A 26,823-nucleotide genomic window follows, 5' to 3' on the forward strand; every position below is an offset into this window, starting at 1 on the left:
CCGTTGAGGCGCCCTCACACCGGCTGGTCGGGGGCGGCACCGGCGGGCTGTGGTCCGGACGGCTCCGGGGCCGGTCCTTCCGTCGGCTGCTCGGGCAGCGGCGCCCGCTTGAACATGCGCGTCGCCGTGATTTCTCCGTGCACCGTCGCTCCCGCCGGATCGGGCTGCGGCAGGCCGGGACGCAAGTGCTCCTCGACGCTGATGTACTTCAGGCCCGCCCTCAGGTCGGCGTCGTTGCGCAGCCGGATCACCAGCGGGAACTCGGCCAGGGCCGTCGTGTCGAACAGGCCCGTGGTGTAGAGCAGCTGCACGCCCAGCGCGTCGGACACCGCACGCTGGAGCTCGAGCAGGTACGTCGCGTTCGCCCGGCCGATGGGGTTGTCGAGGAAGAGTGTCCCCGCGTGCCGGTGCCTGTCCCGGCCGCGGTCGTTGCTGCGCAGCGCGGCCATCGTGCAGTACAGGGCGATCGCCGCGGTCAGCAGCTGGCCGCCGGAGAAGACGTCGCCCATCTGACCGACCGGCACACGCTCGGCCCGCAGGACCGCGTCGGGCTTGAGGATCTCCACGGCCACGCCCCGGGGTTCCAGGGCCGCCTGCACTCCGCGCAGCAGCAGCGACATGCCGTCCCTGCGCAGGTCGGAGTTCTTCTTCACCGCCGCACGGGTCGCCTCGTCGACGACCTCGCCGAGCCGCTCCGCGAGCGTCGCCTGGTCCGGTTCCTCGAAGCGGATCCGCAGGAACTCCTGCCCCGACCACTCGCCGAGCCCGTCGGGCAGGCGGGAGAGCCGCTGCGCGGAGCGGAGCGTCGCGAGCGCCGACTCCACGAGGCCGCGCAACCGGTCGACGATGGTGTCCCGGTTGCGCTCGAGCTGCGCCAGCTCGTCGGTGAGCACCCGCAGCCTCGGCGCGAACGCCTCCGCCCACTTCGCCGCGTGTTCGGGCAGCGCGGCCGCAGGCAGCTCGCGGATCTGCTGCCGGGCCGGGGTGCGCACCTGCTCGTAGCGGGTGGCGTTGGCGTGCCGTACGAGCACGTCGCTCGCCTCCCGCACGGCCGACTCGGCGGCCGACAGGTCGCCGGCGCAGCCGCGCAGCGAGCGGCGCGCCTCCGCGGCGGAGTGCCGGGCCTCTTCCAGGGTGCCGGGATACGGCTCCGGGGGCTGCGGCGTCTCGTCCTCGTGATGGTGGTCGCGCAGCAGGTCGCGCAGGAGCGCGGCCGTCTCGTCGAAACCGCCCGCCGCGTCCTCCGTGGCCCGGTGGGCGTGGAGCAGTCCGGCGTGGGCGGCGCGGGCCGCCTCCAGGGTGTCGGTGCAGGAGGCGAGTTCACCGGTGGCCGTGCGCAGGAGCGCCTGGGCGTGCTCGGCGTCCACGGGGACGAGTTCACCGGGCAGTTCGGTGTGCGCGTCGCCGTCGGCGGGCGCGAGCCGCTCGGCCTCGCCCCGCAGCCGGCCCAGTTTCTCGCTCGCCTCCGAGGCACGCGTCTCCAGCATCTGCACCAGCGACTCGGCCCGGACCACGGCCGCCTGGCGTGAGGGGCCGTCGGCGCCGTCCGTTCCCTCCAGGAGCTGTGCCGCGCGGGTGCGGACCTTGTTGGTGAGCCGGTCGAGCTCCGCGAGCGCGGCGCTCTCGTCGCTCTCCGCGCGGGCCTGCTCGGCGCGCAGGTCGGCGCCGACACCGACCTTCTCGTAGAGCTGGGACGCCGCGCGGTACGCCTCCCGCAGCGCGGGAAGCGAGGAGCGGGGCGCGTCGGCGTCCTGCTCCGGAAGGCTTTCGGGCGCTCCGGCGATCTCGGCGCGCTCGGCGCGCAGCGCGCGGGCCGTACGGCGGGCGTCGTCCCCGGCGCGCTGGGCGGCGCGGCGGTCCTCGTCGGCGGCTTTCGCACGCTCCAGGCAGCTCGCGGCGCGGGCCTCCGACTCGGCGGCCTCGTCGGCCAGTTCCCGGAGTCTCACCTGCCAGGCGGCCCGCTCCCGCAGCCGGAAGGCGAGGCCCGCGAGGGCGTCGGCGGCCCGCCGGGCGCGCTGCGCGGAGTCCTGCCGCTCGTCGCGGACGCGGGCGGCGTCGGCAGCCGCCTCTTCGGCCTCGGCACGCGCGGTACGGGCCTCGGTGAGCGTCTCCTGTGCCTCCTGGGCGGTCTGGCGTGCGCTGCGGGCGCCTTCGGCGAGCTCGGCGAGCATCCCCTGCGGGCAGTCCGCGCGCCATGCGCCGAGGCGGGCCCCGATGGCCCGGTCGGCGGCGAGGCGGGCGGCGAGCGCCCGGATGTCCTCGTCCCGCGCGGCGACCCTGGCGCGCAGCGCGTGGCGCTCCTCGTCGGCGGCGTGCTCGTCGTGCATCGCGGGGTTCGGCGGCACCAGGAACACGTCCGCGTCGTCGCCCGCCCCGGGCCGCGGAACGGGGGCGAGCAGCGCCGCGGACGTTCCCACGGCCACGGCGGAGCGCGGCAGCAGGGCCGCGCCCGCGAGCACGTCGCGGGCGCGGGCGTGCGAGGCCGGGTCGGTGATCACCACACCGTCGACGAGCTCCGGCCTGCCGGCCAGCACGGCGGCGTGGTCCACCGGGTCGACGGACTGGGCGAGATACCGCCAGCCGGGCAGCGCCGGGATGCCGTGCTCGCCCAGGTACTCGACGGTGGCCAGGACGTCGGGGCCGGGGGGCAGCAGCCCTCCGTCGCCGAGGGCGCCGAGGATGCGGGCGTCGTCGGCGGCGGCGGTGCGCAGGTCGAAGAGCTGCCGTTCGGCGGAGGAGACGGACCGGTCGAGCAGTTCGCGCAACTCGTCGGCGAACCCGTCGAGTTCCTCGACGGTGAGGGGTCCGCCGGACGTGCGGAGCGGTCCGCCGCGGGAGCCGGCCGCGGCCTGCGGGTACGTGCCGTCGGCGGCGGTCGCGGGCCGCGGGGAACCGTCCGGCTCGCCGGTGGTGCCGTCTGTCGCCGGGGCGCCGCTGCGCGGGGACGGGACCGCGGGCGCCGGCGGGGCGAGGCTCAGCAGATCCGTGAGGCGTTCGTCCGCCGCGATGGACTCGGCGGCGCGGCGTTCCGCCTCGTAGGCGTTCTCCGCGGCGTCCGCCGCGTCGGCCGCGCGGGCCGCGGCCAGTTCGGCGCGGCTCTCGGCCGCGGCCGTCTCCTTCGCGCGGTCGGCCGTGGAGCGGGCCGCCTCGCGGGCCTGGTCCCACGCGGCCACGGCCGCCTTCTCGGCGTCGCTCGCCGCCAGTGCGGCGCGCGCCGGGTCGGCGTCGGGAGCGGTGTCGTCGAGCCATCCGGCCCGTACCGCCTCCGCCGTCTCCTGCTCGACCTCGCTGAGGCGCTGGCGCAGGTGGCCGATCTCGCTGCGGGCCCGCTGGGCCTCGGTCGCGGCGGCGGTCGCGTCGCGGTGGGCGGACTCCGCCGTCTCCTGGAGTTCGCGGGAACGCTCCTCCTCCTCGTTGGCGACGCGTTCGCCGTCCTCCGCCGCCGTGTGCAGGGCACGCACCAGATCACCGGCGGCCTTGGCGCGGGCGGCGAGCGCGGGAGCGGCGTCGCGCTCGGCCTCGCGGATCGCCGCGGCGACGCGAGCGGAACGGTCACCGGCCGCCCGGTGCCGCAGCACCGCCTCCGCGGCCAGCCAGGCGGAGTGCAGCGTACGGGCGTCGATGAGCTCCCGGCGCCTGGCGGCCGCGCCCTTCTCCGCGGCGGCCAGGGCCAGCGAGGCGTGCCGGAAGGCCAGCTCCGCGGCGACCAGCGAGCTGCGGCTGCGGGCCTGTTCGGCTTCGGTCACGGTGTGCGCGGCGGCGGTGACCTGCTGGGCGAGCTCCGCCGCCCGGGACCGTTCCTCGGCGGCGCGGGCCGTCAGACGGCGCGCCAGGGTACGGGTGCGGCGCTCGGCGCCGGCGTGGATGTCGCGTGCCCGGGCCCTGGTCCCCGCGGCTTCGACGATACGGCCGAGCAGTTCGACGGAACCGGCGGTGAAGTCCCGTTCAGCGGTGAGTTCGGCACGGCGGCCCAGCTTGTTGCCGAAGCCGCTGACGAGATCGGCGAGACCGTCCGTGTCGCGGGTGTCGGTGACGGCCCGCAGCAGCAGATCGGTGAAGTCGGAGTCCTTCTTCACCGCGAAGAGCCCCGCCGCCTCGCCCTCGTCGGCGTTCATCTCACGCTGGTAGCGGAACAGTTCGGGGTCGAGACCGAGGTCGCCGAGGTGCTCGTTCCACCGGTCGTGGATCTCCTCCCAGTACACCTCGAGGTGCGGATACACCTTGCCGGCCTCGGTGAGCGCGTCACGGAAGCCCTTCATGGTGCGGCGGCGCCCCTGGGCGCCGGAGGCGCCCTCGACGGGCGGGCGCACGGCGGTGGACTCGGCGACGGGCAGCGAGTCGAGGCCGAGGCCCGGCCCGGGGCGGAACGAGTACCACGCCTCCGCGAACTTCCGCGGGTCGTTGGACACCTGCCGGCCCCGCCACTCGCTGACCTTGCCGACCACGACCAGCTCGCCGGTGAGTGTGTGCTGCCACTCGAGAGCGACATGCCCGCAGTCGTCCGCGAGGAGGAACTTGCGCAGCACGCCGGAGCTCGCCCCGCCGAGGGTGTTGCGATGGCCGGGCAGCATCACCGAGAAGATCAGCTTGAGCAGGACCGACTTGCCTCCGCCGTTCTCCAGGAAGAGCACGCCCGCGGGCGCTGGGCGGCGCGGCGGGCCGACCGGCTCCTCCTCGAAGAACTCCGCCTGCATGGGGGCGGGATCGGGCACGGGCTCGCCGACTCCACGCAGGTCGAGCACGGTGTCGGCGTAGCGCGCACCGGCCGGACCGATGGAGTAGAGGCGGACCCGGGACAACTCGTACATGGCGGCGGACTCTCGGTTTCGTCGGTTGCGCGTGCTGAACGGTTACGCGTGGAAGGGCAGGCCGGCGTCGGCGGCCAGTTCGAGGTCGTCACCCTCCGGCGGGGCGACGAGCGTCGCGGAGCCGTCGCTGACCGGGACGACGCCGAGCTCCAGCAGCTCGGCCATCGCGGCGCCGCCCGCCATGTCGCGGACCTGGAGCTGGTAGCGGGCGGTGGTGCGGTACGCGCCACCGGCGTCGTCGCCGGTCCGTTGCAGAAAGCCGGAGTCGGTGAGGAACGCGACGGCCTTGCCGACGATGCCGGTCGTGGACCCGGCGAGGCGGCGGGCGTCCTTGGTGGCGCCGGTCGCGCTGCGGCGCGCGTACACCCGCCAGGCGGCCTCCAGCCCGGGGGCGTCGCTGGCCGGGTCGGTGTTCTCGCCCTGCTCGTCCGCACGCTCCTCGAGACGCCGGCACGCCTGGCGCACGAACGCGTCGACGCCGTTGACGGTGATCCGGCCCACGTACCCGTCGTCGGCGAGGTCCTCGGGACGGGGAAAGGCCATGGCCGCGACCGCGAGATGGGCGAGTCCGTGCAGGAAGCGGTCCGCCGAGTCGGCGGAGGCCCGTCGGGCGTAGTCGCCCATGCGCACCGCGAACACCGAGTCCTCGCCCGCGGTCACGGCCATGCCGGCCCGGGGGGACACCTCGAGGACGACCAGGCCGAGGCCGGTGGCGACGGCGTCGGCAAGGCGCGCGAAGGCGGTGTCCTCGCGGTAGCGGCGCAGCAGTTCGGCGTACTCGGCGTCGCGGGCCGGGAGCAGCTTCGGCTGCAGGCCGAAGGAGACGAGGCGTGCGGCGTCGGCGGCGTCGGCCGGCGTGACGGCGCCGCCGGGGGCGGCGGAGACGGGGCCGGCCGGTGGGCCCTGAGGGGCGACCGGCTCGCTCCACGCGGCGCCGGGCTCGGCGTGGTGGTCGCTCACGGTGTGGGCTCCTTGGAGATGCGGTTCGGGTGGGGCGGGGTGGGGACAGTCGCGGGAGGGGCCGTTCCCCTACGCGGAGGGGGCCGGAACCGTGCCCGCGGGGGAGGTCACGCACTCGGAGGGGGCCGTGCGCACGGGGATGGTCGTGCCTGCGGGCGGGGCCGTGTGCACCGGAGTGTTGGTCGTGCCTGCGGGCGGGGCCGTGCCTGCGGTGGTGGCCCGGCCCGCGGGCGGGGCGACGCGCACGGGACGGGTCGTGCCTGTGGGGGTGGTCATGTGGCCTCCGAGCGGGCCGCCGCCATGCCCGCCGCGTCGAGGAGCGCCGTACCGACGATCAGGTCGGCGCCGCCGAACTCCGGGTCGTCCAGCTCTGTGCCGTCGTCGACGGCGAACAGCAGTCGCTGCTCGCCCTGGCGGTAGGCGGTGCCGACCGGAGGGCTCGCCGCGTGGACGGCGAGGAGTGCCACCAGGTAGGGCAGCTCGGGGTCCCGGCTGCGTGCCTCCGCCAGCAGGCCCGAGAGGCGACGCGGTGCCTCGTGCTCGAGGTCCAGCAGTTCCATGGCGCTCGCGAGCTGTGCCTCACTGAAGCGGCTGTCGTCGGGGGTGGCGATCAGGTCCGGTTCCGGCATCTGAGCGCCGAGGTGCTCGCGCTCCGCCGGCGGGGTCAGCAGCAGGTCGACCAGGTCGCCGACCCGTACGGAGGGCGGCGTGCGCAGCCCGGTGCCCCGGGCGAAGAACGCGTCCGTGACGCGGGTCGCCGACCCGACGGGCAGCGGCAGCAGCGGCGCCACCAGCTGTCCGTACAGGTCGAGACCGGTACGGGCGGTGGGACGGGCGAACGCCTGCCGGTCCTGTTCCGCGCGGAACAGCGGCCCGGCCTCCAGCAGCCGGGACTGGAGCTGGGTGTGCCGCCGGATGCAGTCCTTGACGATGTCGACGAGTTCGGCGGCGCGCCGCTTGTGCTCCGGGTCCTCCGCCTCGTCGCGGGCCTTGCGGATGTTGGTGAGGATCGCGTTCTCGTGGCGGTAGCGGTCGGCCACGTGGTCGAGTGCCTCGGCGATCATGTCGGGGACGGTGTGGAGCCAGTCCACGGCACGGACGTTGCGGCGGGTGGCCTCGAGCGTCCTGCGCAGCGTCTCCGAGTACTGCACGGTCCGGTAGCGGGCCTGTTCGGCGGCGAGTTGGGCGTCGGCGAGACGGCCCCGGTTGATGAGAACCTCCAGCTTCACCTCGGCCGCGATCTGTGCGCTGGTCACGTCGGTGTCGAGCGCTCCGACCAGGACGTTGACCGCTTCGTCCGTGGTGCGCAGATAGACGGTGCCGTCGTGGCCGGGCACTTCCTCGATGAGCTTGAAGTCGTAGTCGCGCCGGGTGTAGACGCCGTCCGTGCCGAAGGTGCCGTAGACCGCGCGGAACCCGCGGTCTACGCTGCCGACGTTGATCAGGTTCTCCAGCACCCACCGGGCCACGCGCTCATGCTCGGCGACGGGTCGGCGGGGGGCCTGGGCGGCCGCGCGCGGCAGCAGACGCGCCACTATCTGGTCGTGGTCGGCACCGGTGTCGAAGTCCATGTTGAGCGTGACGAGATCGATCGCCGCGAGCGCGACCTCGGCCATGGCGTAGACCGAGTACTCCCCGGCGAGATTCGCCTTGCGTACGTCGAGGTCGTGCAGCGGCGCGGTGCACGCGAGCGCGCGGAGCCGCCGCGCGAGCCCTTCGTCGGCGGCCGGGCCCTGCGCGGGGCGCGGCCCCGCGCTGAGCTGGGGCGGAACGGTGTCCGTCGGGGCAGGCGAAGTCACGGTGCACAGATTAGGTCCTCGCACCGACAACGGTCGAAACGGACGCAGAGCGGACCGGGACGGCTTCCCCCCGGGGGCCTTCGGGCACGGGCGGCCGAGGGCTGCCGGGCCGGTCCGTTCGGCCACTTCCGTCCTGGCCGGCACTGGTGCACCCGGTTTGCCCGCATCACACCTGTTGCACCGGATTCGCTCGGGTCGGGCCGGCCAGTCCGGGCCGGTCAGTCCGGGTCGGTCACGAGCGTCGCGTACGTGAGGACCAGTTGGGCCCGCGAGTCGTCGAGGTACGCGTCGAGGAGCGTCCGCGCCTCCTCGCGCCGTCCCGCACGCAGCGTCTCCAGGATCTCCCGGTTGCGCACGAGGTACGGCTGGTGCAGCCCGCGCGGGTCGTCCACGACGTGGAACGCGAGGCGCAGTTCGGCGAGGACGCTGCGCATCAGCTCGTCGGTGCGCGGGCTGCCGGCGAGCGCGACGAGTTCGCGGTGGAAGTGGATGTTGGCGGTGGAGACGCCCTTCCAGTCCCGCTCGCGCGCGGCACGCTCGCCGCCCGCGACGGCGGCGTCCAGTTCGTCCAGTGCGTACGGCGGCTTCCCGAGGCGCTGTACGACGGCGCATTCGACGAGTTGCCGGGTCCGGTAGATGTCCTCGACGTCCTCGACGGCGAGGACGCGCACGAAGACGCCGCGGTTGAGCTCGTGGACGAGCAGCCGTTCGTGGGTGAGCAGGCGGAACGCTTCCCGAAGGGTGTTGCGCGAGACGCCGAGGGCCTTGCCGATGCTGTCCTCCGACAGCCGTTCGCCGGGCGGGAAGAAGCCTTCCGCGATGCGGGTGCGCAGGATGTCGGCGACCCGCTCGGCCGTGCTGGTGCGGCCCAACAGCGCCCGGCCGTCCGCCAGTCCGCCGGCCCTGGGTTCCGTAGTCCCCACAACGCCCCTCTCTCCACCGCCGGCCGTCCACGCCGGGCGCGCGGTGCCCATCGTAGAAGCAGGAACGTCCCGACACGACTCTTGTCGGATCGTTCAACAATCCCCTACCTTTGCGGCACGCACACTCCCGGCAGGCTCCTCCTCCCCCTAGCGAGGTGCAGATGAGCACGACCCAGGCCCGGCCGAAGCACGACGAACTCCCCGAGTCCTCCGGCGCGTTCGCATGGCTGCGCGCCCTCGGCCCGCGCGGCCGGCGCGCCTTCGGCGGCGCGTTCGGCGGTTACGCCCTCGACTCGTACGACTACTTCACCCTGCCGCTGAGCATGGTGGCGATCTCCGCGTACTTCAGCCTCGACAACGGACAGACCGGACTTCTCACCACGGTCACCCTGGTCGTCTCCGCTGTCGGCGGCGCCCTCGCCGGCATCCTCGCGGACCGGGTCGGACGGGTGAAGGCACTGATGATGACGGTCGCCACGTACGCCGTCTTCACGGTCCTGTGCGGCTTCGCGCCCAACTACGAGACCCTGCTGGTCTTCCGCGCCCTGCAGGGCCTCGGCTTCGGCGGCGAGTGGGCCGTCGGGGCCATCCTGGTCGCCGAGTACGCCACCGCCAAGCACCGCGGACGGACCCTCGGCGCCGTCCAGAGCGCCTGGGCGGCCGGCTGGGCGCTGGCCGTGATCGTCTACACGCTGGTCTTCCACTTCCTCGACGCCGACACCGCGTGGCGCGTGATGTTCTGGACCGGTGCGCTGCCCGCCCTGCTGGTGATCTACGTGCGCCGCAATGTCAGCGACGCGCCCGCGGCAGCGGAGCAGCGCCGCACCAGCACCGAGCGCGGGTCGTTCACCACGATCTTCAAGCGGGACCTGCTGCGCACGACGCTGTTCGCCACGCTGCTGTCGACCGGAGTCCAGGGCGGCTACTACACGCTGGCGACCTGGGTGCCCACCTATCTGAAGACGGAGCGCGGACTGACGGTCGTCGGCACCGGCGGGTATCTGACGTTCCTGATCTCCGGCGCCTTCATCGGCTATCTGACCGGGGGTTACCTCACCGACCGGATCGGCCGCAAGAAGAACATCGCGCTGTTCGCCGTGCTGTCCGCCGTCGGAATCCTCGCCTACACCAACATCCCGTCGGGCGCCAACAGTCTGCTGCTGGTCCTCGGCTTCCCGCTCGGCTTCTGCATGTCGGCCATCTTCAGCGGCTTCGGTTCGTTCCTCAGCGAGCTGTATCCGACGGCGGTGCGCGGCACGGGCCAGGGCTTCACGTACAACAGCGGCCGCGCGGTGGGCGCGTTCCTGCCGACGCTCGTCGGTTTCCTGTCCGACAGCTGGGGCGTGGGCGGTGCGCTCGTCCTCGGCGCCCTCGGCTACGGTCTCGCCGTACTGGCGCTGGCCGGTCTGCCGGAGACACGCGACCGCGAACTTCTCTGACCGGGCCGCCGGGCGGGCGCGGTCCGCACAGCGGCTCACCCCGCAAGGAACTTGGAGGTGTACTTCGTGACCTGGGCGTCGATCGATCTCAACGCCGATCTCGGCGAGGGCTTCGGCCACTGGCGGCTGACGGACGACGAGGGGCTGCTGTCCGTCGTCACCAGCGCCAACGTCGCCTGCGGCTTCCACGCGGGGGACGCGGTCACGATGCGCCGCGTCTGCGACCTCGCGGCCGGACGCGGAGTGCGGATCGGCGCCCAGGTCTCGTACCGCGATCTGGCCGGCTTCGGACGACGGTCCATGGACGTCCCGGCCGACGAGCTCGCCGCCGAGACCGCCTACCAGATCGGCGCACTGGCCGTCTTCGCGCGGGCGGCCGGCTCCCGCGTCTCGTACGTCAAGCCGCACGGCGCGCTGTACAACCGCGTCGTGCACGACGAGGAGCAGGCGGCGGCCGTCGTCGAGGGCGTGCTGCTCTCCGGTGAACGTCTGCCGGTGCTGGGCCTGCCCGGCTCGAAACTGCACACCATGGCGGAGAAGGCCGGTCTGCCCACCGTCACGGAGGCGTTCGCGGACCGCGCCTACACCGCGCAGGGCACTCTCGTGCCGCGCGGTGAGAGCGGCGCGGTGATCAGCGACCCGGCGGCGGTGGTCGAACGGTCCGTCAGCATGGCCAGGTTCGGCGTGGTCACCGCGCGGTGCGGCCGCTCGGTCGGCGTCCGTGCCCGGTCGCTGTGCCTGCACGGCGACACCCCGGGCGCGGTGGCGCTGGCGCGCCGGATACGCGGGGAGCTGGAGTCGGTGGGCGTCCGTGTGCAGGCGTTCGTATGAGCGGCGCCGCGCTGCGGGCCCTGCCCGTGGGCGACCGGGCGCTGCTGGTGGAACTCCCCGGCGGCGCGGAGGCGGGCGCCCTCCATGCCGAGCTGCTGCGCCGCCGCGCCGCGGGCCGGCTGCCCCGCGTCGAGGAGATCGTGCCCGCCGCGCGCACCGTGCTGCTGGACGGACTCGACGACCCCCGTGCTCTCGCCGAGGACCTGGCCTCCTGGGAGATCCCTCCGCTCGGCGCCGTCGCCGAGCGGTCGGTCGAGATCCCGGTGCGCTACGACGGACCCGACCTGGCGGAGGTGGCGGCCCTGTGGCAGGTGGGCGCGGACGAGGCCGTACGCATCCACTCGGGGCTCGAGTTCCGGGTCGCGTTCTGCGGTTTCGCGCCCGGCTTCGCCTATCTGAGCGGGCTTCCACAGCGTTACGCCGTCCCCCGCCGGGCCACGCCCCGCACCGCCGTGCCGGCGGGGTCCCTCGCGCTGGCCGGCGCGTACACCGGTGTCTATCCGCGCTCCTCCCCGGGCGGCTGGCAGCTGATCGGGACGACGGACGCCGTGCTGTGGGACACGGCCGCGCAGCCCGCGGCGCTGCTGTCGCCCGGCACCCGGGTCCGGTTCGTGCCGGAGGGCCGATGACGGACCTGGCACTGGCCGTCGTACGGGCCGGGGCGCTGACCACCGTGCAGGACGGGGGACGGCCCGGGCTGGCCCATCTCGGGGTGCCCCGCTCCGGCGCGCTGGACCTGCCGGCGGCCCGGCTCGCCAACCGCCTGGTGGGCAACGAACAGGACGCCGCCGTGCTGGAGACGACGCTGAACGGCTGCGCGGTGCGCCCCCGCTGCCCGGTGACCGTCGCCGTCGGCGGCGCCCCGTGCCGGGTCACGGTCGACGGCGAACCGGCCCGCTGGGGCGCTCCGCTGCGGGTGGCGCCCGGATCGGTGCTGGAGGTCGGGCCGGCGGTACGGGGTGTGCGGAGCTACCTTGCCGTCGCCGGCGGCATCGCGGTCGACCCGGTGCTGGGCAGCCGCTCCACCGACCTGCTCTCGGGTCTGGGGCCCGCGCCGCCGGCCGACGGCGCCGTGCTGCCGCTCGGCGCTCCGGCCGGGCCGCCGGCCCGGGTGGACGTGGAGGTTCCGTGGCCCGCTCCCCCTGCCGAGCTGGTGCTGCGGGTACGGCTCGGTCCGCGCGACGACTGGTTCACGGACGGCGCGCTGCGCACGCTCACCCGCGGCGCCTTCCGGGTCTCGTCGGCGAGCAACCGCATCGGGCTGCGTACGGAGGGACCGCGGCTGGAGCGGGCGGTCGGCGACGAACTGCCCAGCGAGGGCGTGGTGCTGGGCGCGGTCCAGGTGCCGCCGGACGGCCGGCCGGTGGTCTTTCTCGCCGACCACCCCACGACCGGGGGCTATCCCGTGGTGGGCGTCGTCGACCGGCGTGACCTGCCGGCGGTCGCGCAGGCGGTCCCGGGCACCGCGCTGAGGTTCGTCACGACGCGCTGATCAGGGCGGCGGTGTCCCGTAGCCACCGCCGCCCGGAGTGCTCACGACCAGTACGTCGCCCGGCTCGACGTCGACCGAGTCGACGCCGGCCGCCGGCACGACAGTGCCGTCCGCCCGCACCACACGGTTCTCGCCGAGCGCGCCCGGCTCGCCGCCTGCCATGCCGTACGGCGCGACGCGCCGGTGTCCGGTCAGCAGCGCCACGGTCATCGGTTCGAGGAAGCGGATCCGGCGGACGACGCCGCGGCCGCCGTTCCATCGGCCGCGTCCGCCGCTGCCGTCGCGTACCGCGAAGGAGTCCACGCGGACGGGGAACCGCAGCTCGAGCACCTCGGGGTCGGTGAGGCGCGAGTTGGTCATATGCGTCTGCACGGCGTCCGCGCCGTCGAAGCCGTCACCGGCGCCGGAGCCGCTCGCCACCGTCTCGTAGTACTGCACACGGTCGTTGCCGAACGTCACGTTGTTCATCGTCCCCGAGCCCTCCGCCTGCACCCCGAGCGCCGCGTACAGCGCGCCGGTGACGGCCTGTGAGGTCTCGACGTTGCCCGCGACGGTGGCCGCCGGGTGCGTGGGGGCTAGCATGCAGCCCTCGGGCACCCGCACCTCCAGCGGCTCCAGGCAGCCGCTGTTGAGGGGGATGTCGTCGGCGACGAGGGTGCGGAAGACGTAGAGAACGGCGGCCATGACCACCGAGGTCGGCGCGTTGGTGTTGCCCGGCTGCTGGGGGGAGGTCCCGGTGAAGTCGATGACCGCCCCGCGCTCTTCGCGGTCCACCCGCACGGCCACCTGGATGACGGCGCCGCTGTCGGTCTCGTAGCGGCACTGCCCGTCGTCCAGCGCGGCGACGATGCGGCGTACGGATTCCTCGGCGTTGTCCCGGACGTGCCGCATGTAGGCCTGAACGACGTCCGTGCCGAACTGGGCGGTCATCCGGCGGAGTTCGGCGATGCCCTTCTCGTTGGCGGCGATCTGCGCCTTCAGGTCGGCGATGTTGGTGTCCGGTGCGCGGGAGGGGTACCGGGAGCCGGTGAGCAGGGCGCGTGTCTCCTTCTCGCGCAGCCGGCCGTCGCGTACGAGGAGCCAGTTGTCGAAGAGGACGCCCTCCTCCTCGATGGTGGTGCTGAAGGCCGGCATCGAGCCGGGGGTGATGCCGCCGATCTCGGCGTGGTGCCCGCGTGAGGCGACCAGGAAGCGCAGTTCGCCGTCGTCGAAGACCGGCGTGACGACGGTGACGTCGGGCAGGTGCGTGCCGCCGTGGTACGGGTCGTTGACCGCGTAGACGTCACCGGGCCGCAGCTCCCCCTCCTCGCGGCGGCGCCGCAGCACCTCCTTGATGGACTCGCCCATCGAGCCCAGGTGGACGGGGATGTGGGGCGCGTTGGCGACGAGGTTGCCGTCGGCGTCGAAGAGGGCGCAGGAGAAGTCGAGCCGTTCCTTGATGTTGACGGAGTGGACGGTGTTCTCCAGCCGCACGCCCATCTGCTCCGCGATGGCCATGAAGAGGTTGTTGAACACCTCCAGCAGCACCGGGTCGACATCGGTGCCGACCGCGACGCGTGCGGGCCGTGGCCGCACGCGGCTCACCAGCAGGTGCCCGGTGGCCTGCGCGGCGGCCTGCCAACCGGCATCGACGACGGTGGTGGCGTCGGCCTCCGCGACGATCGCGGGACCGGGCACCTCGTGCCCCGGACGCAGGTCTTCGCGCCGGTACAGCGGCACCTGGCGCGGCTCGCCGTCGACGAACATCGCCACCCGGTCGGCCCTCGCCGGCGGCCCGCCCGGCGCGGCCGGTTCGTCGGCCGCGACGGCGTTGTGCTCACCCGCGCCGCCGACCGCTTCGACGGAGACGGCCTCCACCACGACGGGCTTGTCCATGGTGAACGCGTACCGGGCCCGGTGGGCCGACTCGAAGGCCGCGCGCATGGCGTCGGCGGTGTCCAGCGGCACGGGAAGGCTCGCGTCCGTGCCGGCGTAGCGCAGCAGCACCCGGGCGTGCGTGCTGATCGCGGAGTCCGGGACACCGTCGTCGCGCAGTTCGCCGCGGGTGCGGGCGGCCAGTTCGTCGCAGAGGCCGCGGACCTTCGTCTGTGTCCGTTCGTCGAGTCCGGCCTCGACGGACCGCTCACGCATCGCGGTCGCGTCGGCGAGGCCGATGCCGTAGGCGGACAGGACGCCGGCGAGCGGCGGGACGAGCACCGTGTCGACGCCGAGGGCGTCGGCGACGGCGCAGGCGTGCTGGCCGCCCGCACCACCGAAGGAGGTGAGTGCGTAGCGGGTGACGTCGTGGCCGCGCTGGACGGAGATCTTCTTCACGGCGTTGGCCATGTTGAGGACGGCGATCTCCAGGAACCCCGCCGCGACCTCCTCGGGGCTGCGCCGGTCCCCGGTGGCCGCGGTGATCTCGTCGGCCAGCGCGGTGAAGCGTTCGCGCACGACGCCGGCGTCCAGCGGCAGGTTGCCGCGCGGACCGAACACGGCCGGGAAGTGGGCGGGCTGGATGCGGCCGAGCATCACGTTGGCGTCGGTGACGGTGAGCGGGCCGCCGCGCCGGTAGCAGGCCGGACCCGGGTCGGCGCCGGCCGAGTCCGGGCCGACGCGGTAGCGGCGCCCGTCGAAGTGGAGGACCGAGCCGCCGCCCGCGGCGACGGTGTGGATGCTCATCATCGGGGCGCGCATCCGCACACCGGCGACCTGGGTGCCGAGTTCACGCTCGAACTCGCCCGCGTAGTGGCAGACATCGGTGGACGTGCCGCCCATGTCGAAGCCGATGACCTTCTCGAAACCGGCCTGCCGGGAGGTACGGGCCGCCCCGACGACGCCGCCGGCCGGACCCGAGAGCACGGCGTCCTTGCCGCGGAAGTGCGTGGCCTCGCGCAGGCCGCCGTTGGACTGCATGAACATCAGGCGGATGCCGCTCAGCTCGGACGCCACCTGGTCCACGTACCTCTTCAGGATCGGCGACAGATAGGCGTCCACGACGGTGGTGTCGCCCCGGGGCACCAGCTTGATCAGCGGGCTCACCTCGTGGGAGCAGCTGACCTGGGTGAAGCCGAGGGCCCGGGCCTGTTCGGCGACGCGCCGCTCGTGGTCCGGGCTGCGGTAGCCGTGCATCAGGACGACGGCGGCGCTGGTGATGCCGTCGGCGCGGACGTCTGCCAGCCGCTCCGTCACGGCCGCCAGGTCCAACGGGCGGACCACCTCGCCGTGCGCGTCGACGCGTTCGGGCACCTCGATCACACGGTCGTACACCGCTTCGGGCAGCAGGATGCGGCGGTCGAACAGTCGCGGCCGGTTCTGGTACGCGATGCGCAGAGCGTCGCGGAACCCTTCGGTGATCACCAGCACGGTCGGCTCGCCGCGCCGTTCCAGGAGCGCGTTGGTGGCGACGGTCGTGCCCATCTTGACCGAGGCGACCAGGTCCGCCGGTACCGGGCGGTCGTCCGCCGTGCCGAGGAGCAGCCTGATGCCGGCGACGGCGGCGTCGCGGTACCGCCCGGGGTCGTGCGACAGGAGCTTGCGGGTCACCAGCCGGCCGTCGGGGCGCCGGCCCACGATGTCGGTGAACGTGCCGCCACGGTCGATCCAGAACTCCCAGCGCCCGGTCATTCCCCCATTGTTGCCCCGATACGTCCGCCGGGAACGGTCGGCGACACGGTCGCGAGCGCGGCGGACAGCGCGAGTTCCGCGCTGCGGTCGAGACGCTCGCCGGTGCCGCGGGCCCAGTGGTGCACCTCGTCGCCGGCGAGCCGCAGCAGCTGCGGCAGCAGGTCCGTGCAGCGCCGTGCCACCCACCCGGTGCCGGCGGTGGCCAGCCACAGCAGTGCGGCGGCCCGGGTCGGGGGCGGTTGGTCGGGCTCGGTGTCCGGCACCGGGCCGACGGCGAGCCCGCGGGCGGTGAGCCGCTCGTGGAAGCGCCGGGCGAGCATGCGGTGCCCGCGCTCGCCCGGGTGCAGCCGGTCGGCGCTCCACATGGCCCGGTCCGCGACCCAGGCGGCGTCGGCGGCGTGCAGATGGACGGTGTCGTAGCGCTCGGAGAGCGCGTGGACGACGGCGTTGACGGCCCGTTGCCGTCGGGCCAGCGGCCGGGCGAGCGGCGCGGGCAGGCCGAACATGGCGCCGGGATCGGGCAGGCAGGCTGTCAGCAGCACGGTCCGGCGGGCGGCGAGCGCGGAGCAGATGCCGTCGAGACGCCGGGCGATGTCCGCTATGTCGAAGGTGCGGCGCAGGGTGTCGTTGACGCCGACGACGACGGACGCGATGTCGGGCTCGAACGCGAGCGCGGCGGGCGCCTGGGACTCGGCGACGTCCTTGCTGAGGGCCCCGCTGACGGCGAGGTTGCGGAACTCGACAGGCGCCTCCGGGGAGCCGATCCCGCCCGCGAGCAGCGCGGCCCACCCCCGCCACCCGCCCTCGACCGGGTCGCCGACCCCGGCGGTGAGCGAGTCCCCGAGCGCGGCGAACCGCCGAGGGCCCCCGTCGGGCCGCGGCCCCGCGAGGCGGACCCGGTGCCAGGCCGGTGGCGCGGCCGCGCCTCCGGCGCGGGCGGCGGGAGCCGCCGGAACCGCGGGGCATGCCTGCCCCGACGAGCGGAACGGGCCACTGCCCGCGCCGGACGCCGGTACCGGGCTGCCGGGTGCTCCCGGCGGGCCGGCGACGCCAGGCCCCGCCGGCGGCGCAACGTCCAGGGGTTCCCTCGGCACCGCGACCCCGGGCAGCGCCGTTACCCGGCGGGGTCCCGCCACCGGTACGGCGGCCGCAGGTCCTGCCGACGCCGCGGCAACCCCGGGCCGCGCCCGTACCGTGCCGGCCCCGCCTCCCGCCGACGCCTCGGCGGCCTTCGTCCGGGGCTGCATCAGCGGCTCCCCCGTCCGGCGGGACGGCCGACGGCCGGCAGCGCCTCGTGAGCGGCGAGGAACGCCGTCACCGACCGGTGCCAGTCGAACAGTTCGGCCCGCGCCCTCGCCGCCCGGCGGCGCGCCGGCTCCGGCCGCGCGAGCAGGTCCAGCACACCCCGTGCGAAGTCCTCCGCCGTGTCGGGGGCGGCCACGCCCGCGTCGCCCACGACCTCCGGCAGCGCCGAGGAGGCGCTGACCACGACCGGGGTGCCGCAGGCCAGCGCCTCCAGGGCGGACAGGCCGAACGTCTCGGCCGGCCCGGGGGCCAGGCACACGTCCGCCGCGGCCTGCAGGTCGGCGACGGCCTCCCGGTCGGCGACATGGCCGAGGAACTCGACGGGCAGCCGGTCCGCACGCGCCCTGCGGACGAGCAACGACTTCAGCGGCCCGTCGCCCGCCACGGCCATGGAGACCCGCAGACCCCGTTCACGCAGCACGGCGAGCGCGTCCAGGGCCGTGCCGGGACGTTTCTCCACCGACAACCGCGAGCAGAGCAGCAGGAACACGTCCGCTCCGGCGGCGTGCCGGGCCCGCAGCACCGCACTGCGCCGGCCCGGCCGGCAGCGCCGCAGGTCGACGCCGAGCGGGGCGCGTACGACGTTGCGTGCGCCGATGCGGACGAACTCCCGCTCCGCCCACTCCGTGGTGCACACGATCCGCGCGTACGCCCAGGCGCTGCGGCGGTTGAGCCTGTCCGCCGCCCGCGCTGCCGCCTTCTGCGGGAGGCCCCAGGTGCGCAGTACGCCGTCCGCGGTCTCGTGCGAGACCATCACCGAGGGGATCCGCGCCCGGCGTGCCCACTCGCCGGTCCACCGCAGGGTGGTGCGGTCGGAGACCTCGAGCCGGTCGGGCGCCAGCTCTTCGAGCAGCTGCCGCAGCCGCCGCCGTCCGGCGAGCACCCGGTAGCCCCCGGTGCCGACGATCTCCGGTCCGGGCAGGGTGATGACGCGCCCCTGGTCGGTGAGCCGGTCGCTCTCCACCTCGCCGGGCACCACGAGCACCGGCTCGTGGCCCGCGGCCAGATAGCCGCGGCCCAGCTCGGCGAGCGCCGTGCGCAGCCCGCCGGACGAGGGGGTGACGAAGTTCGCCAGCCGTACGATGCGCAGACCCCGCTCCCCGCTCACGCGGCTACCGCCGTACGGGCGCCCAGCACATCGGCGTAGTGCTCCAGCAGCATGTCCCCCACCGCGGCCCAGGTCCGGCCCTCGACGGCGGCGAGGCCGGCCTGCCCGTACGACCGGCGCAGCGCGGGGTCTGCCGCGAGGGTGGCGACCGCGGAGCGTACGGCGTCGGCGCTGTGCGGTTCCACGAGCAGCCCGGTGCGGCCGTGGGCGACGAGGTCGAGCGGGCCTCCGGCGGCCGGCGCGATCACCGGCAGCCCGCTGGCCATCGCCTCCTGCACGGTCTGGCAGAAGGTCTCGTACGGGCCGGTGTGGGCGAAGACGTCCAGCGAGGCGAAGACCCGGGCGAGGTCGTCGCCGGTCCTGCGGCCGAGGAAGACGGCACCGGGCAGGGCGGCCCGCAGTGACGTCTCGCTGGGTCCGTCCCCGACGACGACCACCCGGACACCGGGGAGCCCGCACACTCCGGAGAGGAGTTCGACGTGCTTCTCGGGGGCGAGCCGGCCGACGTAGCCGACGATCAGTTCGCCGCCGGGCGCGAGCGTGCGGCGCAGTTCCCCGTCGCGCAGCTCCGGCCGGAAGCGGGTCGTCTCCACCCCGCGCGGCCACAGCCGTACCCGCTCGACCCCGTGCTCCTCGAGGTCGCGCAGGGCGGCGGTGGACGGGGCGAGGGTGCGGTCGGCGGCACCGTGCACGGCCCGGATGCGCCGCCACGCGGTCCCTTCGCCGGCGCCGACGTAGGTACGGGCGTAGCCCGCCAGGTCCGTCTGGTACACGGCCACGGCGGGCAGCCCCAGCCGGGTCGCGGCGGCCATGCCCCGCACGCCCAGGACGAACGGGCCGGCGAGATGGACGAGGTCGGCCCGGTGCGCGGCGATCGCCGCCGCGACCCGGCGGCTGGGCAGTGCGACGCGCACCTGCGGATAGCCGGGCAGCGGAAGGGAGGGGACGCGCACGACCGGGCAGGGGGAAGCGGCGTCACCGCTGTCCGCCCCGGCGGCCGCCGGGGCGATGACGAGCGGCTCGTGACCACGGGCGGCGAGATGCCGTGCGGTCTGCTGGGCACAGTGCGCCACACCGTTGACATCGGGGGGAAAGGACTCGGTGACGATGACGACACGCATATCCGTGTTGTCGTCGGGCCCGGAGTGGCTGCGCCAACGTGGATCTTTCCGGATGCGGAACGTCCCGTGAGCGTTTGTGTCCGCGCCGGGCGCCAAACGTCGTCAACCGCCCCCAACCACCGCCGAACGCCCCCGTCCGGCACCGGTGGTGCCCGTCGGCGCCGGGGAGGTCACATGGCCTGCCGGTCGGGTCCGATCCGGCTCCGCACGGCGGTCTGCACCTCGGCCTCCTCCGCGGGGTCGGCGGCCAGCCGGCGCAGCCGCTCGGCGACGCGCACGTCCCCGGTCTCCGCGTGCAGCGCGGCGACTTCCCTGGTGGTCTCTTCGCAGTCCCAGAGGCATTCGACGGCGAAACCGGTGGGGAATGAGGGGTCGGTGGCGGCGAGTGCCCGGGCGGCGCGGCCCCGCAGATGTGAGGAGGCCGTCTCGCGGTAGATGTGACGCAGCACGGGGGCGGCGCAACCGATGCCGAGGCGTCCGGCGCCGTCTACGAGGGTCCACAGCCGGGGCGCGTCGGGTCCGTCCGCCCGTACGGTCTCGCGCAGGGCGCCGAGCACGAGGTGCGCGTCGCCGGTGCCGCCGCGGCAGGCGAGCACGCCGGCCGCGGACGCGCCGAGTTCGTCGGGGCGGTGCACCCAGCTCCGTGCCCGGTCCGTGGCCTCGTCGCCGCACATCCGCTCGAACGCGGCGACGGCCGCTTCGGCGACGGTCCGGGGTCCCACGGTGACCGCGGCCTCGATCAGGTCGAGGACCACGGCGTCGCGCGACTGGGCGAGGTAGTGCAGGGCGGCGCAGCGTGCGCCGTCCTGGCCGCTGCGGGCGGCCTCGACGATGACGGACCGGTCCTCCGGCCCGGCCACCGCGGTCAGACATCGGGCGGCCGGCACATGCAGCGCGGCACCGCGCTCGAGTCCCTGGTCGGCCCATTCGAGCACCGCCCGGACACTCCAGCCGGGGCGGGGCCCGGAGGGGCGCATCTGGCGCTGCCAGCGGTCGAAGGAGCCTGCTTCCTGTGCGGCCCTGACGCGGGCGCCGACCGCTTCCCGCGGGTCCTCGGCCCACAGGCGCCAGGGCCGCGGCTCGAAGGAGTCCCGCATGGCGGCGGCCAGTTCGGCGTCGCCCTCCGGGGTGGCGGGGAATCTGGCGAGGACCGGGGCGGCGAGCGCGCGAAGACCGGCGTCGTCGTCGCGCAGCGCGAGCTCGTCGAGCGCCCAGGCCCAGTTGGCGCCGTTCGTGGCGTACCTGCGCAGCAGGGCGAGCGCGTCGCCCCTGCCGTAGGAGGCGAGGTGTCCGAGCACGGCGAGGGCGAGACCGGTCCGGCCTTCCTCGGTGTCGAGGTGGTCGTCGATGTCGCACAGGTGCCGCTCGATCTCCTCGAGACTGCCGTGGAGATCCAGGTAGAGGCGTGCGTAGTAGAGGGAGCGGTTCTCGACCTGCCAGTCGTGGCGCGGGTCGCTGAGCACGCAGTGGTTGAGGGCGGCGAGCGCTTCGGCGCGCGGGGCGGCGAGCGCGTGCAGGGTGCCGTCGCCGCGGCCCCTCTGCAGCAGGCCGAGCAGGGTGCCGCTCGGCGCTATGACTGGATCGAACATGGGGAATGCCTCACATCAAGCTGTCGACGCGACCGGGGAGTGGAGTGCCTAGGCCGCGCAGCAGCATGTAGGGCCGCCCGTCGTGATACGCGTCTTCCGCTTGGTGTAGAGCATCTTCCTCTGCCTCTCTTCGGTGGCCCCAGGGGAAACTCCCGGTTGATGTCGTCCGGGATGGGGCTGACGTCATGATGACCCACCCATATCGCCACCGCGACCACATTTACGGCGCCCCCCGTGGCGGCCTCTCCGGCTCCGGCCGGACCCGCTCAGCGGCCCTCGAACAGCTCCAGGAGTTCCGCCTTCCCGAACATCCGCGCCGTATCCGCGGCGGACGGGGTTCCTGCCTTCGGATCGGCGCCGCCGGCGAGGAGGGCGCGGATCACGGCGTCCTCACCCTTGAACACGGCGCCGGCGAGCGGCGTCTGGCCGCGGTCGTTGGCCCGGTTCGGCTCCGCGCCGCGGGCGAGCAGTGCCTCCACGGCGGCGGCATGGCCGTGATAGGCGGCGAGCATGACGAGCGTGTCGCCCTTGTCGTTGGTGAGGTCGGCGGGGACGCCGGCGTCGACGTACGCGGCCAGTGCCTCCGTCTCCCCCTGACGCGCCAGGTCGAAGACCTTGGTCGCGAGTTCGATCACCTCGGGGTCCGGGACCTCGCTCATCGGACGTACCGCCTTTCGCCGTTTGACCTGGGCGCACGGCAGGAGCAGCCGTACGAGTGAATCGACAGGGTACTGGCCCCGCGTCCGACATGATGCCGGGCGTCGGCGGCAAGGGATCACGGCGCGGAGGCACTGTGCCGCGCCGTCGAGCCCTGTGCCCGCGGGGCAATGACCGGCCGTCCGCCAGTGCAGTGAAATGCCGAGAAATTCACCCTTTTGCACCTTTTTTCGCATTGATACTTTCGGTAAGCCTGGGAGAACTGATGGTGACTGTCCCCTCACCCAGGAGAACCTCATGATCCTGTCCATGTCCGGCGTCGTGCTCCTCGGCATCATCGTCTTCCTCTTCTTCCGGAAGGACGGCCTGAAGGCCTCGCACGCACTCGTCTCCGCGCTGTTCGGCTTCTTCCTCGCGGGCACCGCGATCGCCCCCAGCATCACGGCAGGCACCACGAGCCTGGCCGGCCTGCTGGGCGGGATCAAGTTCTGACCGCCTGTCCCTTCAGCACCCAAGGAGACGATGTGGCCCGGCGTCCACTCCCCCGCATCCTGAGCAGCGGAGGCGCGCAGATCGCCCGCAGCCGCGAGATCGCGCGCACGGCCGCCGACAGCGCCACCGACGTTCTCCATCCGCTGATCACGGTCTCCCGCGGCCTGCGGAAGCTGGCCGCGACCGGCCGTCAGAAATGGGCGGCGACCCCCAAGGAGCGGCGTGGTCCGACCCTGTTCCTCGTCGCCCTCTGCGTCCTCGCGGTCGCGGTCGTCCCGTACGGGCCACTGATGGCCCTGATCACGGTCATGGCCGCGGCCGCCTGGCAGGGACGCGTGCGGACACCGGTCAGGACCGGGCCCGACGAGGCGGAGGCGGCACGGCTGAAGGCGTTGTACGAGGCGCTCGTCCCGTACTTCTCCGTCCCCGAGGACCCGGCTCCCCTGTACGCCCACGGCGGGGAGTGGAGCAAGACCTTCAGCGAGTACGAGTTCGACGGCGACGGCCGGCTCACTCGGCTGCGCATCACGTACCCCGCCTACTTCACCGACGGCGAGGCCGCCGCCAGGGCCCGGATCGAGCAGTTGCTGCATGCGAAGTCCGGCCGGGGGCGCGAATACCTCTTCACCTGGGACGAGGAGGGCAACGAACTCGTCATGAGCGTGCTGCCCGCCCTGTCCACCGCCATCGCCGCCCAGCGCTTCGTCACCGTCCCGGGTGAGACCGTGCTGGGCTTCACCGACGCCGACGCCGTCCAGCGCACGGTGCCGGTGGCGGTCGGGAACGAGATCACCCAGGCACCCCCGGTCGTCTGGCGCACCGGGCCCCGCTCCACCGAGCCGCACCTGCTCGCCGTCGGCGAGCCCGGCAGCGGCACCACGACCCTCCTCCGCTCCATCGCTCTCCAGGCGCTGCAGCACGGGGACGTCCTCGTCGTGGACGGCAGCGGCACCGGCGAGTACGCCTGCCTCACCGGACGCGCCGGTGTGCTCGCCGTCGAGTGCGGGCTGGCCGGCACGGCGGCGAGCCTGGAGTGGGCGGCCAAGGAGACCGAGCGGCGCCTCATCGCCGCCAACCGCGCCCGGCAGGCGGGGCAGCCCGCGCCCGACGACACCAAGCGGCCGCTGTGGATCCTGGTGGACCGGCCCAGCGTCTTCGGGCACCTGGCCGCCGCGGACGGGCGCATGGACCCCCAGGAGCTTCTCTCCGTGCCGCTGCGCCACGGGCGGGCGGCGCACGTCACCGTCGTCGTGGCCGAGCAGTTCGACAGCACCGGCGCCCTGACCGAGACGGTACGGACGCACACCCGTGCCCGGGTCGTGCTCGGCGCGGCCGGCTTCGCGGACGTGACGGAGGTGCTCGGCATGACGCCGCGGACCACGCCGACGACCGCCGTCCCCCCGGGCCGGGGCTACGCACGGCTCGGTACCGGGCCGGTCCTGCGCCTTCAGGTACCTGCCACGCCCGACCCGTTCGACGACGCGACGACGGAGGCCCACCGCCGGGCGGTCCTCGCGCTGCTGCCGCCCGGTCCCGACGCGGCGCCCCCGGCCCCTGCGCCGGCGCCGGTGATCCCGGCGAAGCCGCCCACCCCGCCGACGGTCCCGGCGAAGCCGTAGCGGAGAGGCGGGTCCGGACCACGGGCCGCCTCTCCGCGTCCTACGCGACGAACGTGCGGGGCGCCTCCGTACCGGTCGACGCGCCCGTGGAGACCAGCCGGGCAGCCGCCGCCAGTCGCGCCGCCGCCTCTTCGGCCACCGGCCCGCCCACGGTGAACGGCAGGCGCACGTAGCCCTCGAACGCGCCGTCCACGCCGAAGCGCGGCCCCGAAGGCACCCGGACGCCCACCCGTTCGCCGACCTCGGCGAGGCGCGAGCCGGAGAGGCCGCCCGTGCGGACCCAGAGCGTGAGGCCGCCGCCGGGGACGTCGAACTCCCAGGCCGGCAGCTCCCGTCGCACCGCGGCGACCAGTGCGTCCCGGTTCTCGCGGGCCTGCGCGCGGCGGACCTCGACCGCCTCGTTCCACCCGCCGGTCCGCAACAGCCAGTTGATCGCGAGCTGTTCGAGCACGGGGGTGCCGAGGTCCGCGTAGGCGCGGGCGGCGACGAGGGAGCGGATCACGTCGGGGGCCGCGCGGACCCACCCGATCCGCATGCCGGCCCAGAAGGCCTTGCTGGCCGAGCCGACGGTCAGGACCGTCGAACCCGCCGGGTCGAACGCGCAGACGGGACGCGGCATCTCGATGCCGGGGTCGAGGTGCAGCTCGGACATGGTCTCGTCGACGACGAGGACGGTGCCGGCGGAGCGGGCCGCCTCGACCAGGGCGCGGCGCTGGGCCTCGTCGGCGAGCGCGCCGGTGGGGTTGTGGAAGTCGGCGACGACGTACGCGAGGCGGGGCGCCGCGTCGCGCAGGACCTGGCGCCAGCGGTTCACGTCCCAGCCGGTCAGGCCCTCCGCCATGGCGACGGGCACGAGCCGCGCCCCCGCCTCGCGCATCAGCTGGAGGATGTTGGCGTAGGAGGGGGACTCGACGGCGATGCGCTCCCCGCGACCGGCGAACAGATGGCAGATCGCGTCGATCGCGCCCATCGCACCGGTGGTGACCATGATCTGTTCCGGCATGGTGGGGATGCCGCGTTCGGTGTAGCGGTCGGCGAGCATCTGGCGCAGGGCGGGCAGGCCGGCCGGGTAGTCGCCGTGGGTGTGGGCGTACGGCGGCAGTTCCTCGAGCGCGCCCTGGACGGACCGGGTGAGCCACGGCTCGGGCGCCGGCAGCGCGGCGCAGCCGAGATCGATCATGGAGCCGAGCGACTCGGGCGGCAGGGGTTCGAGACCGCGGGCCGGCAGCGGGTTGCCCGCCGGCACGGCGGTCCAGCTGCCCGCTCCCCTGCGGGACTCGAGGAAGCCTTCGGTGCGCAGCGCCTCGTAGGCCGCGGCGACGGTGGTGCGGCTGACGGACAGGGCGAGCGCCAGTTCGCGCTCCGCGGGCAGCCGGGCCGCCACGGGGACGCGGCCCTCGAGGACGAGCAGCCGGATGCCGTCGGCGAGCGCCCGGTAGGCGGGCGGCTTGCGGGTGCCCGGTCCGGCCGGCCGCGGCTGCTGGGAGGTGAGCTGCCGGGCGAGTTGGGCCGCACCCACCGCAGAGGTCCACTGCGTCATGGAAGTCAGTCCACCTTCCTCGAATTGGCCATGGTTGGCTGTTGTTCCGTAGCCACAGAGTGTCATGCATCAGTCCACGAACACCAGACAAGGGGGCGCCATCGTGTCCGTGCATCTCACCCGCAGGCTGCTGCAGCTGTACGTCGGCCTCGCGCTGTACGGAGTGAGCTCGGCACTGCTGGTGCGAGCCGGGCTCGGCCTGGAACCCTGGGGGGTGCTGCATCAGGGGCTGGCCGAGCTGACCGGACTGACGATCGGCGTGGTGTCGATCATCGTCGGGGCCGTGGTGCTGCTGCTGTGGATACCGATCCGGCAGCGGCCTGGGCTCGGGACCGTGTCGAACGTGTTCGTCATCGGCGTCGCGATGGACGCCACCCTGGCGCTGGTCCCGCGAGTGGAAGGACTCGGGACGCAGATTCCCCTGATGGCGGGCGGCATCGTGCTCAACGGCATGGCCACGGGCCTCTACATCGCCGCGCGTTTCGGACCGGGCCCGAGGGACGGCCTGATGACCGGCCTGCACCGGCTGACGGGCCGCTCGATCCGGCTGGTGCGAACCGCGATCGAGGTGGCGGTCGTGGCGACCGGTTTCGCGCTCGGCGGTTCCGTCGGCGTCGGGACGGTGGCCTACGCGCTGGCCATCGGGCCGCTGGCGCAGCTGTTCCTGCGGGTCTTCGCCGTCCCGGAGAGGGACAAAGGCAGCACGGTGGTCGCCGGGGCGTCACCGGCGCAGGCGATACTGCGGCGGTGACCCGCATACGCCATCCCTATCTGGATCATCCCGCGACGCTCGCCTTCGCCCACCGCGGCGGGGCGGCCGACGGCATCGAGAACACCGCGGCGGCCTTCCGGCGGGCCGCCGCCGCCGGCTACCGCTACTTCGAGACCGATGTGCACACCACGGCGGACGGCCGGCTGGTGGCGTTCCACGACACGACCCTGGACCGGGTGACCGACGCCCGGGGCCGTATCGCGGCACTGCCGTGGAGCGAGGTGCGTAAGGCGAGGGTCGCGGGCCGCGAGCCGGTGGCGCTGTTCGAGGAACTGCTCGAGGAGTTCCCCGAGGCCCGCTGGAACGTGGACCTGAAGGCGGAGTCCGCCCTCGCGCCGCTGGTGGAACTGATCCGACGGGCGGACGCCTGGGACCGGGTGTGTGTCGGCTCGTTCTCCGAGGGCCGGGTCGCGCGGGCGATGCGTCTGGCGGGTCCGCGGCTTGCGACCTCGTACGGGGTGCGCGGTGTGCTCGGTCTGCGTCTCGGCTCGTACGGGATACCCGCGGCGGTCCGCGGCGGCGCGGTGTGCGCCCAGGTACCGGAGGCACAGGGCGGCATACGGGTGGTGGACCAGCGCTTCGTGCGGGCGGCCCACGCGCGGGGGCTGCAGGTCCATGTGTGGACGGTGAACGACGCCGAGCGGATGGCCGCGCTCCTGGACCTTGGCGTGGACGGCATCATGACCGATCATCTTGAGACGTTGCGCACGGTGCTGACCGCCCGGGGCGTGTGGAGCTGATCCGGCGCGTCTGCGACGGCAC

The 26,823-nt window shown here is 74.3% G+C and carries 20 protein-coding genes; 8 read left to right on the plus strand and 12 right to left on the minus strand.

What is annotated here, in order from left to right; genetic code table 11:
- Nucleotides 1-14: 14 nt before the first annotated feature.
- The 5 genes from OGH68_RS05710 to OGH68_RS05730 all read right to left on the minus strand — a co-directional run bounded on the left by OGH68_RS05710 (nt 15) and on the right by OGH68_RS05730 (nt 8,490).
- Nucleotides 15-4,808 (minus strand): hypothetical protein, encoded by a 4,794-nt coding sequence (locus tag OGH68_RS05710; RefSeq protein ID WP_264242213.1) that lies wholly within the window; start codon nt 4,806-4,808, stop codon nt 15-17.
- Nucleotides 4,809-4,850: 42 nt separating this feature from the next.
- Complete coding sequence (locus OGH68_RS05715; RefSeq protein WP_264242214.1) at nt 4,851-5,768, minus strand: hypothetical protein; 918 nt, start codon at nt 5,766-5,768, stop codon at nt 4,851-4,853.
- Between the two features lie 69 nt (nt 5,769-5,837).
- Nucleotides 5,838-6,044 carry a hypothetical protein gene (locus OGH68_RS05720; RefSeq protein WP_264242215.1) on the minus strand — a complete coding sequence of 69 codons (207 nt, stop codon included), beginning with the start codon at nt 6,042-6,044 and terminating at the stop codon, nt 5,838-5,840.
- Complete coding sequence (locus OGH68_RS05725; RefSeq protein WP_264242216.1) at nt 6,041-7,567, minus strand: hypothetical protein; 1,527 nt, start codon at nt 7,565-7,567, stop codon at nt 6,041-6,043. Before OGH68_RS05725 ends, OGH68_RS05720 begins: the two co-directional genes overlap by 4 nt.
- Before the next feature lie 218 nt (nt 7,568-7,785).
- The gene (locus OGH68_RS05730) at nt 7,786-8,490 is read right to left on the minus strand and encodes a GntR family transcriptional regulator (RefSeq protein ID WP_264242217.1); all 705 of its coding nucleotides are present in this window, start codon (nt 8,488-8,490) and stop codon (nt 7,786-7,788) included.
- Nucleotides 8,491-8,651: 161 nt separating this feature from the next.
- Here OGH68_RS05730 and OGH68_RS05735 point away from each other — a divergent pair, with 161 nt between their 5' ends.
- From OGH68_RS05735 to OGH68_RS05750, 4 genes are all read left to right on the plus strand, one after another.
- Entirely contained in the window at nt 8,652-9,929 is a 1,278-nt protein-coding gene (locus OGH68_RS05735) for an MFS transporter (protein ID WP_264242218.1), read from the plus strand.
- Nucleotides 9,930-9,995: 66 nt separating this feature from the next.
- Nucleotides 9,996-10,760 (plus strand): LamB/YcsF family protein, encoded by a 765-nt coding sequence (locus OGH68_RS05740; protein WP_264249925.1) that lies wholly within the window; start codon nt 9,996-9,998, stop codon nt 10,758-10,760.
- Entirely contained in the window at nt 10,757-11,389 is a 633-nt protein-coding gene (gene pxpB / locus OGH68_RS05745) for a 5-oxoprolinase subunit PxpB (protein WP_413470939.1), read from the plus strand. The genes OGH68_RS05740 and pxpB overlap by 4 nt, the downstream gene beginning before the upstream one ends.
- Nucleotides 11,386-12,252, plus strand: a complete 867-nt coding sequence (locus tag OGH68_RS05750; protein WP_264242219.1) for a biotin-dependent carboxyltransferase family protein — start codon at nt 11,386-11,388, stop codon at nt 12,250-12,252. The genes pxpB and OGH68_RS05750 overlap by 4 nt, the downstream gene beginning before the upstream one ends.
- Here OGH68_RS05750 and OGH68_RS05755 read toward each other — a convergent pair whose 3' ends face one another.
- From OGH68_RS05755 to OGH68_RS05780, 6 genes are all read right to left on the minus strand, one after another.
- A complete protein-coding gene (locus OGH68_RS05755; RefSeq protein ID WP_264242220.1) occupies nt 12,253-15,858 on the minus strand; it encodes a hydantoinase B/oxoprolinase family protein in 3,606 nt (1,201 codons plus the stop codon).
- Complete coding sequence (locus tag OGH68_RS05760) at nt 15,855-17,105, minus strand: SGNH/GDSL hydrolase family protein (RefSeq protein ID WP_319020182.1); 1,251 nt, start codon at nt 17,103-17,105, stop codon at nt 15,855-15,857. The genes OGH68_RS05755 and OGH68_RS05760 overlap by 4 nt, the downstream gene beginning before the upstream one ends.
- Nucleotides 17,105-18,271 (minus strand): glycosyltransferase, encoded by a 1,167-nt coding sequence (locus tag OGH68_RS05765; protein ID WP_264242221.1) that lies wholly within the window; start codon nt 18,269-18,271, stop codon nt 17,105-17,107. The genes OGH68_RS05760 and OGH68_RS05765 overlap by 1 nt, the downstream gene beginning before the upstream one ends.
- Nucleotides 18,268-19,392, minus strand: a complete 1,125-nt coding sequence (locus OGH68_RS05770) for a glycosyltransferase family 4 protein (RefSeq protein ID WP_264242222.1) — start codon at nt 19,390-19,392, stop codon at nt 18,268-18,270. Before OGH68_RS05770 ends, OGH68_RS05765 begins: the two co-directional genes overlap by 4 nt.
- A gap of 170 nt (nt 19,393-19,562) precedes the next feature.
- Complete coding sequence (locus OGH68_RS05775) at nt 19,563-20,981, minus strand: HEAT repeat domain-containing protein (RefSeq protein WP_264242223.1); 1,419 nt, start codon at nt 20,979-20,981, stop codon at nt 19,563-19,565.
- A 266-nt stretch (nt 20,982-21,247) separates the two neighbouring features.
- A complete protein-coding gene (locus OGH68_RS05780) occupies nt 21,248-21,640 on the minus strand; it encodes an ankyrin repeat domain-containing protein (RefSeq protein ID WP_264242224.1) in 393 nt (130 codons plus the stop codon).
- 295 nt (nt 21,641-21,935) lie between these two features.
- Here OGH68_RS05780 and OGH68_RS05785 point away from each other — a divergent pair, with 295 nt between their 5' ends.
- Nucleotides 21,936-22,130, plus strand: coding sequence for a hypothetical protein (locus OGH68_RS05785; protein WP_264242225.1), 195 nt, complete (start codon nt 21,936-21,938; stop codon nt 22,128-22,130).
- 32 nt (nt 22,131-22,162) lie between these two features.
- The gene (locus tag OGH68_RS05790) at nt 22,163-23,749 is read left to right on the plus strand and encodes an ATP-binding protein (RefSeq protein WP_264242226.1); all 1,587 of its coding nucleotides are present in this window, start codon (nt 22,163-22,165) and stop codon (nt 23,747-23,749) included.
- Between the two features lie 40 nt (nt 23,750-23,789).
- Here the strand turns inward: OGH68_RS05790 and OGH68_RS05795 are convergent, their stop codons facing one another.
- Nucleotides 23,790-25,289, minus strand: a complete 1,500-nt coding sequence (locus OGH68_RS05795; protein ID WP_264242227.1) for a PLP-dependent aminotransferase family protein — start codon at nt 25,287-25,289, stop codon at nt 23,790-23,792.
- Nucleotides 25,290-25,353: 64 nt separating this feature from the next.
- On the opposite strand from OGH68_RS05795, the gene OGH68_RS05800 reads away from it, so the two are divergent.
- Nucleotides 25,354-26,040, plus strand: a complete 687-nt coding sequence (locus OGH68_RS05800) for a YczE/YyaS/YitT family protein (RefSeq protein ID WP_264242228.1) — start codon at nt 25,354-25,356, stop codon at nt 26,038-26,040.
- Complete coding sequence (locus OGH68_RS05805) at nt 26,037-26,801, plus strand: glycerophosphodiester phosphodiesterase family protein (RefSeq protein WP_264242229.1); 765 nt, start codon at nt 26,037-26,039, stop codon at nt 26,799-26,801. Before OGH68_RS05800 ends, OGH68_RS05805 begins: the two co-directional genes overlap by 4 nt.
- Nucleotides 26,802-26,823 lie beyond the last annotated feature (22 nt).

The sequence above is a fragment of the Streptomyces peucetius genome (assembly GCF_025854275.1).
Taxonomy (GTDB): Bacteria; Actinomycetota; Actinomycetes; order Streptomycetales; family Streptomycetaceae; genus Streptomyces; species Streptomyces peucetius_A.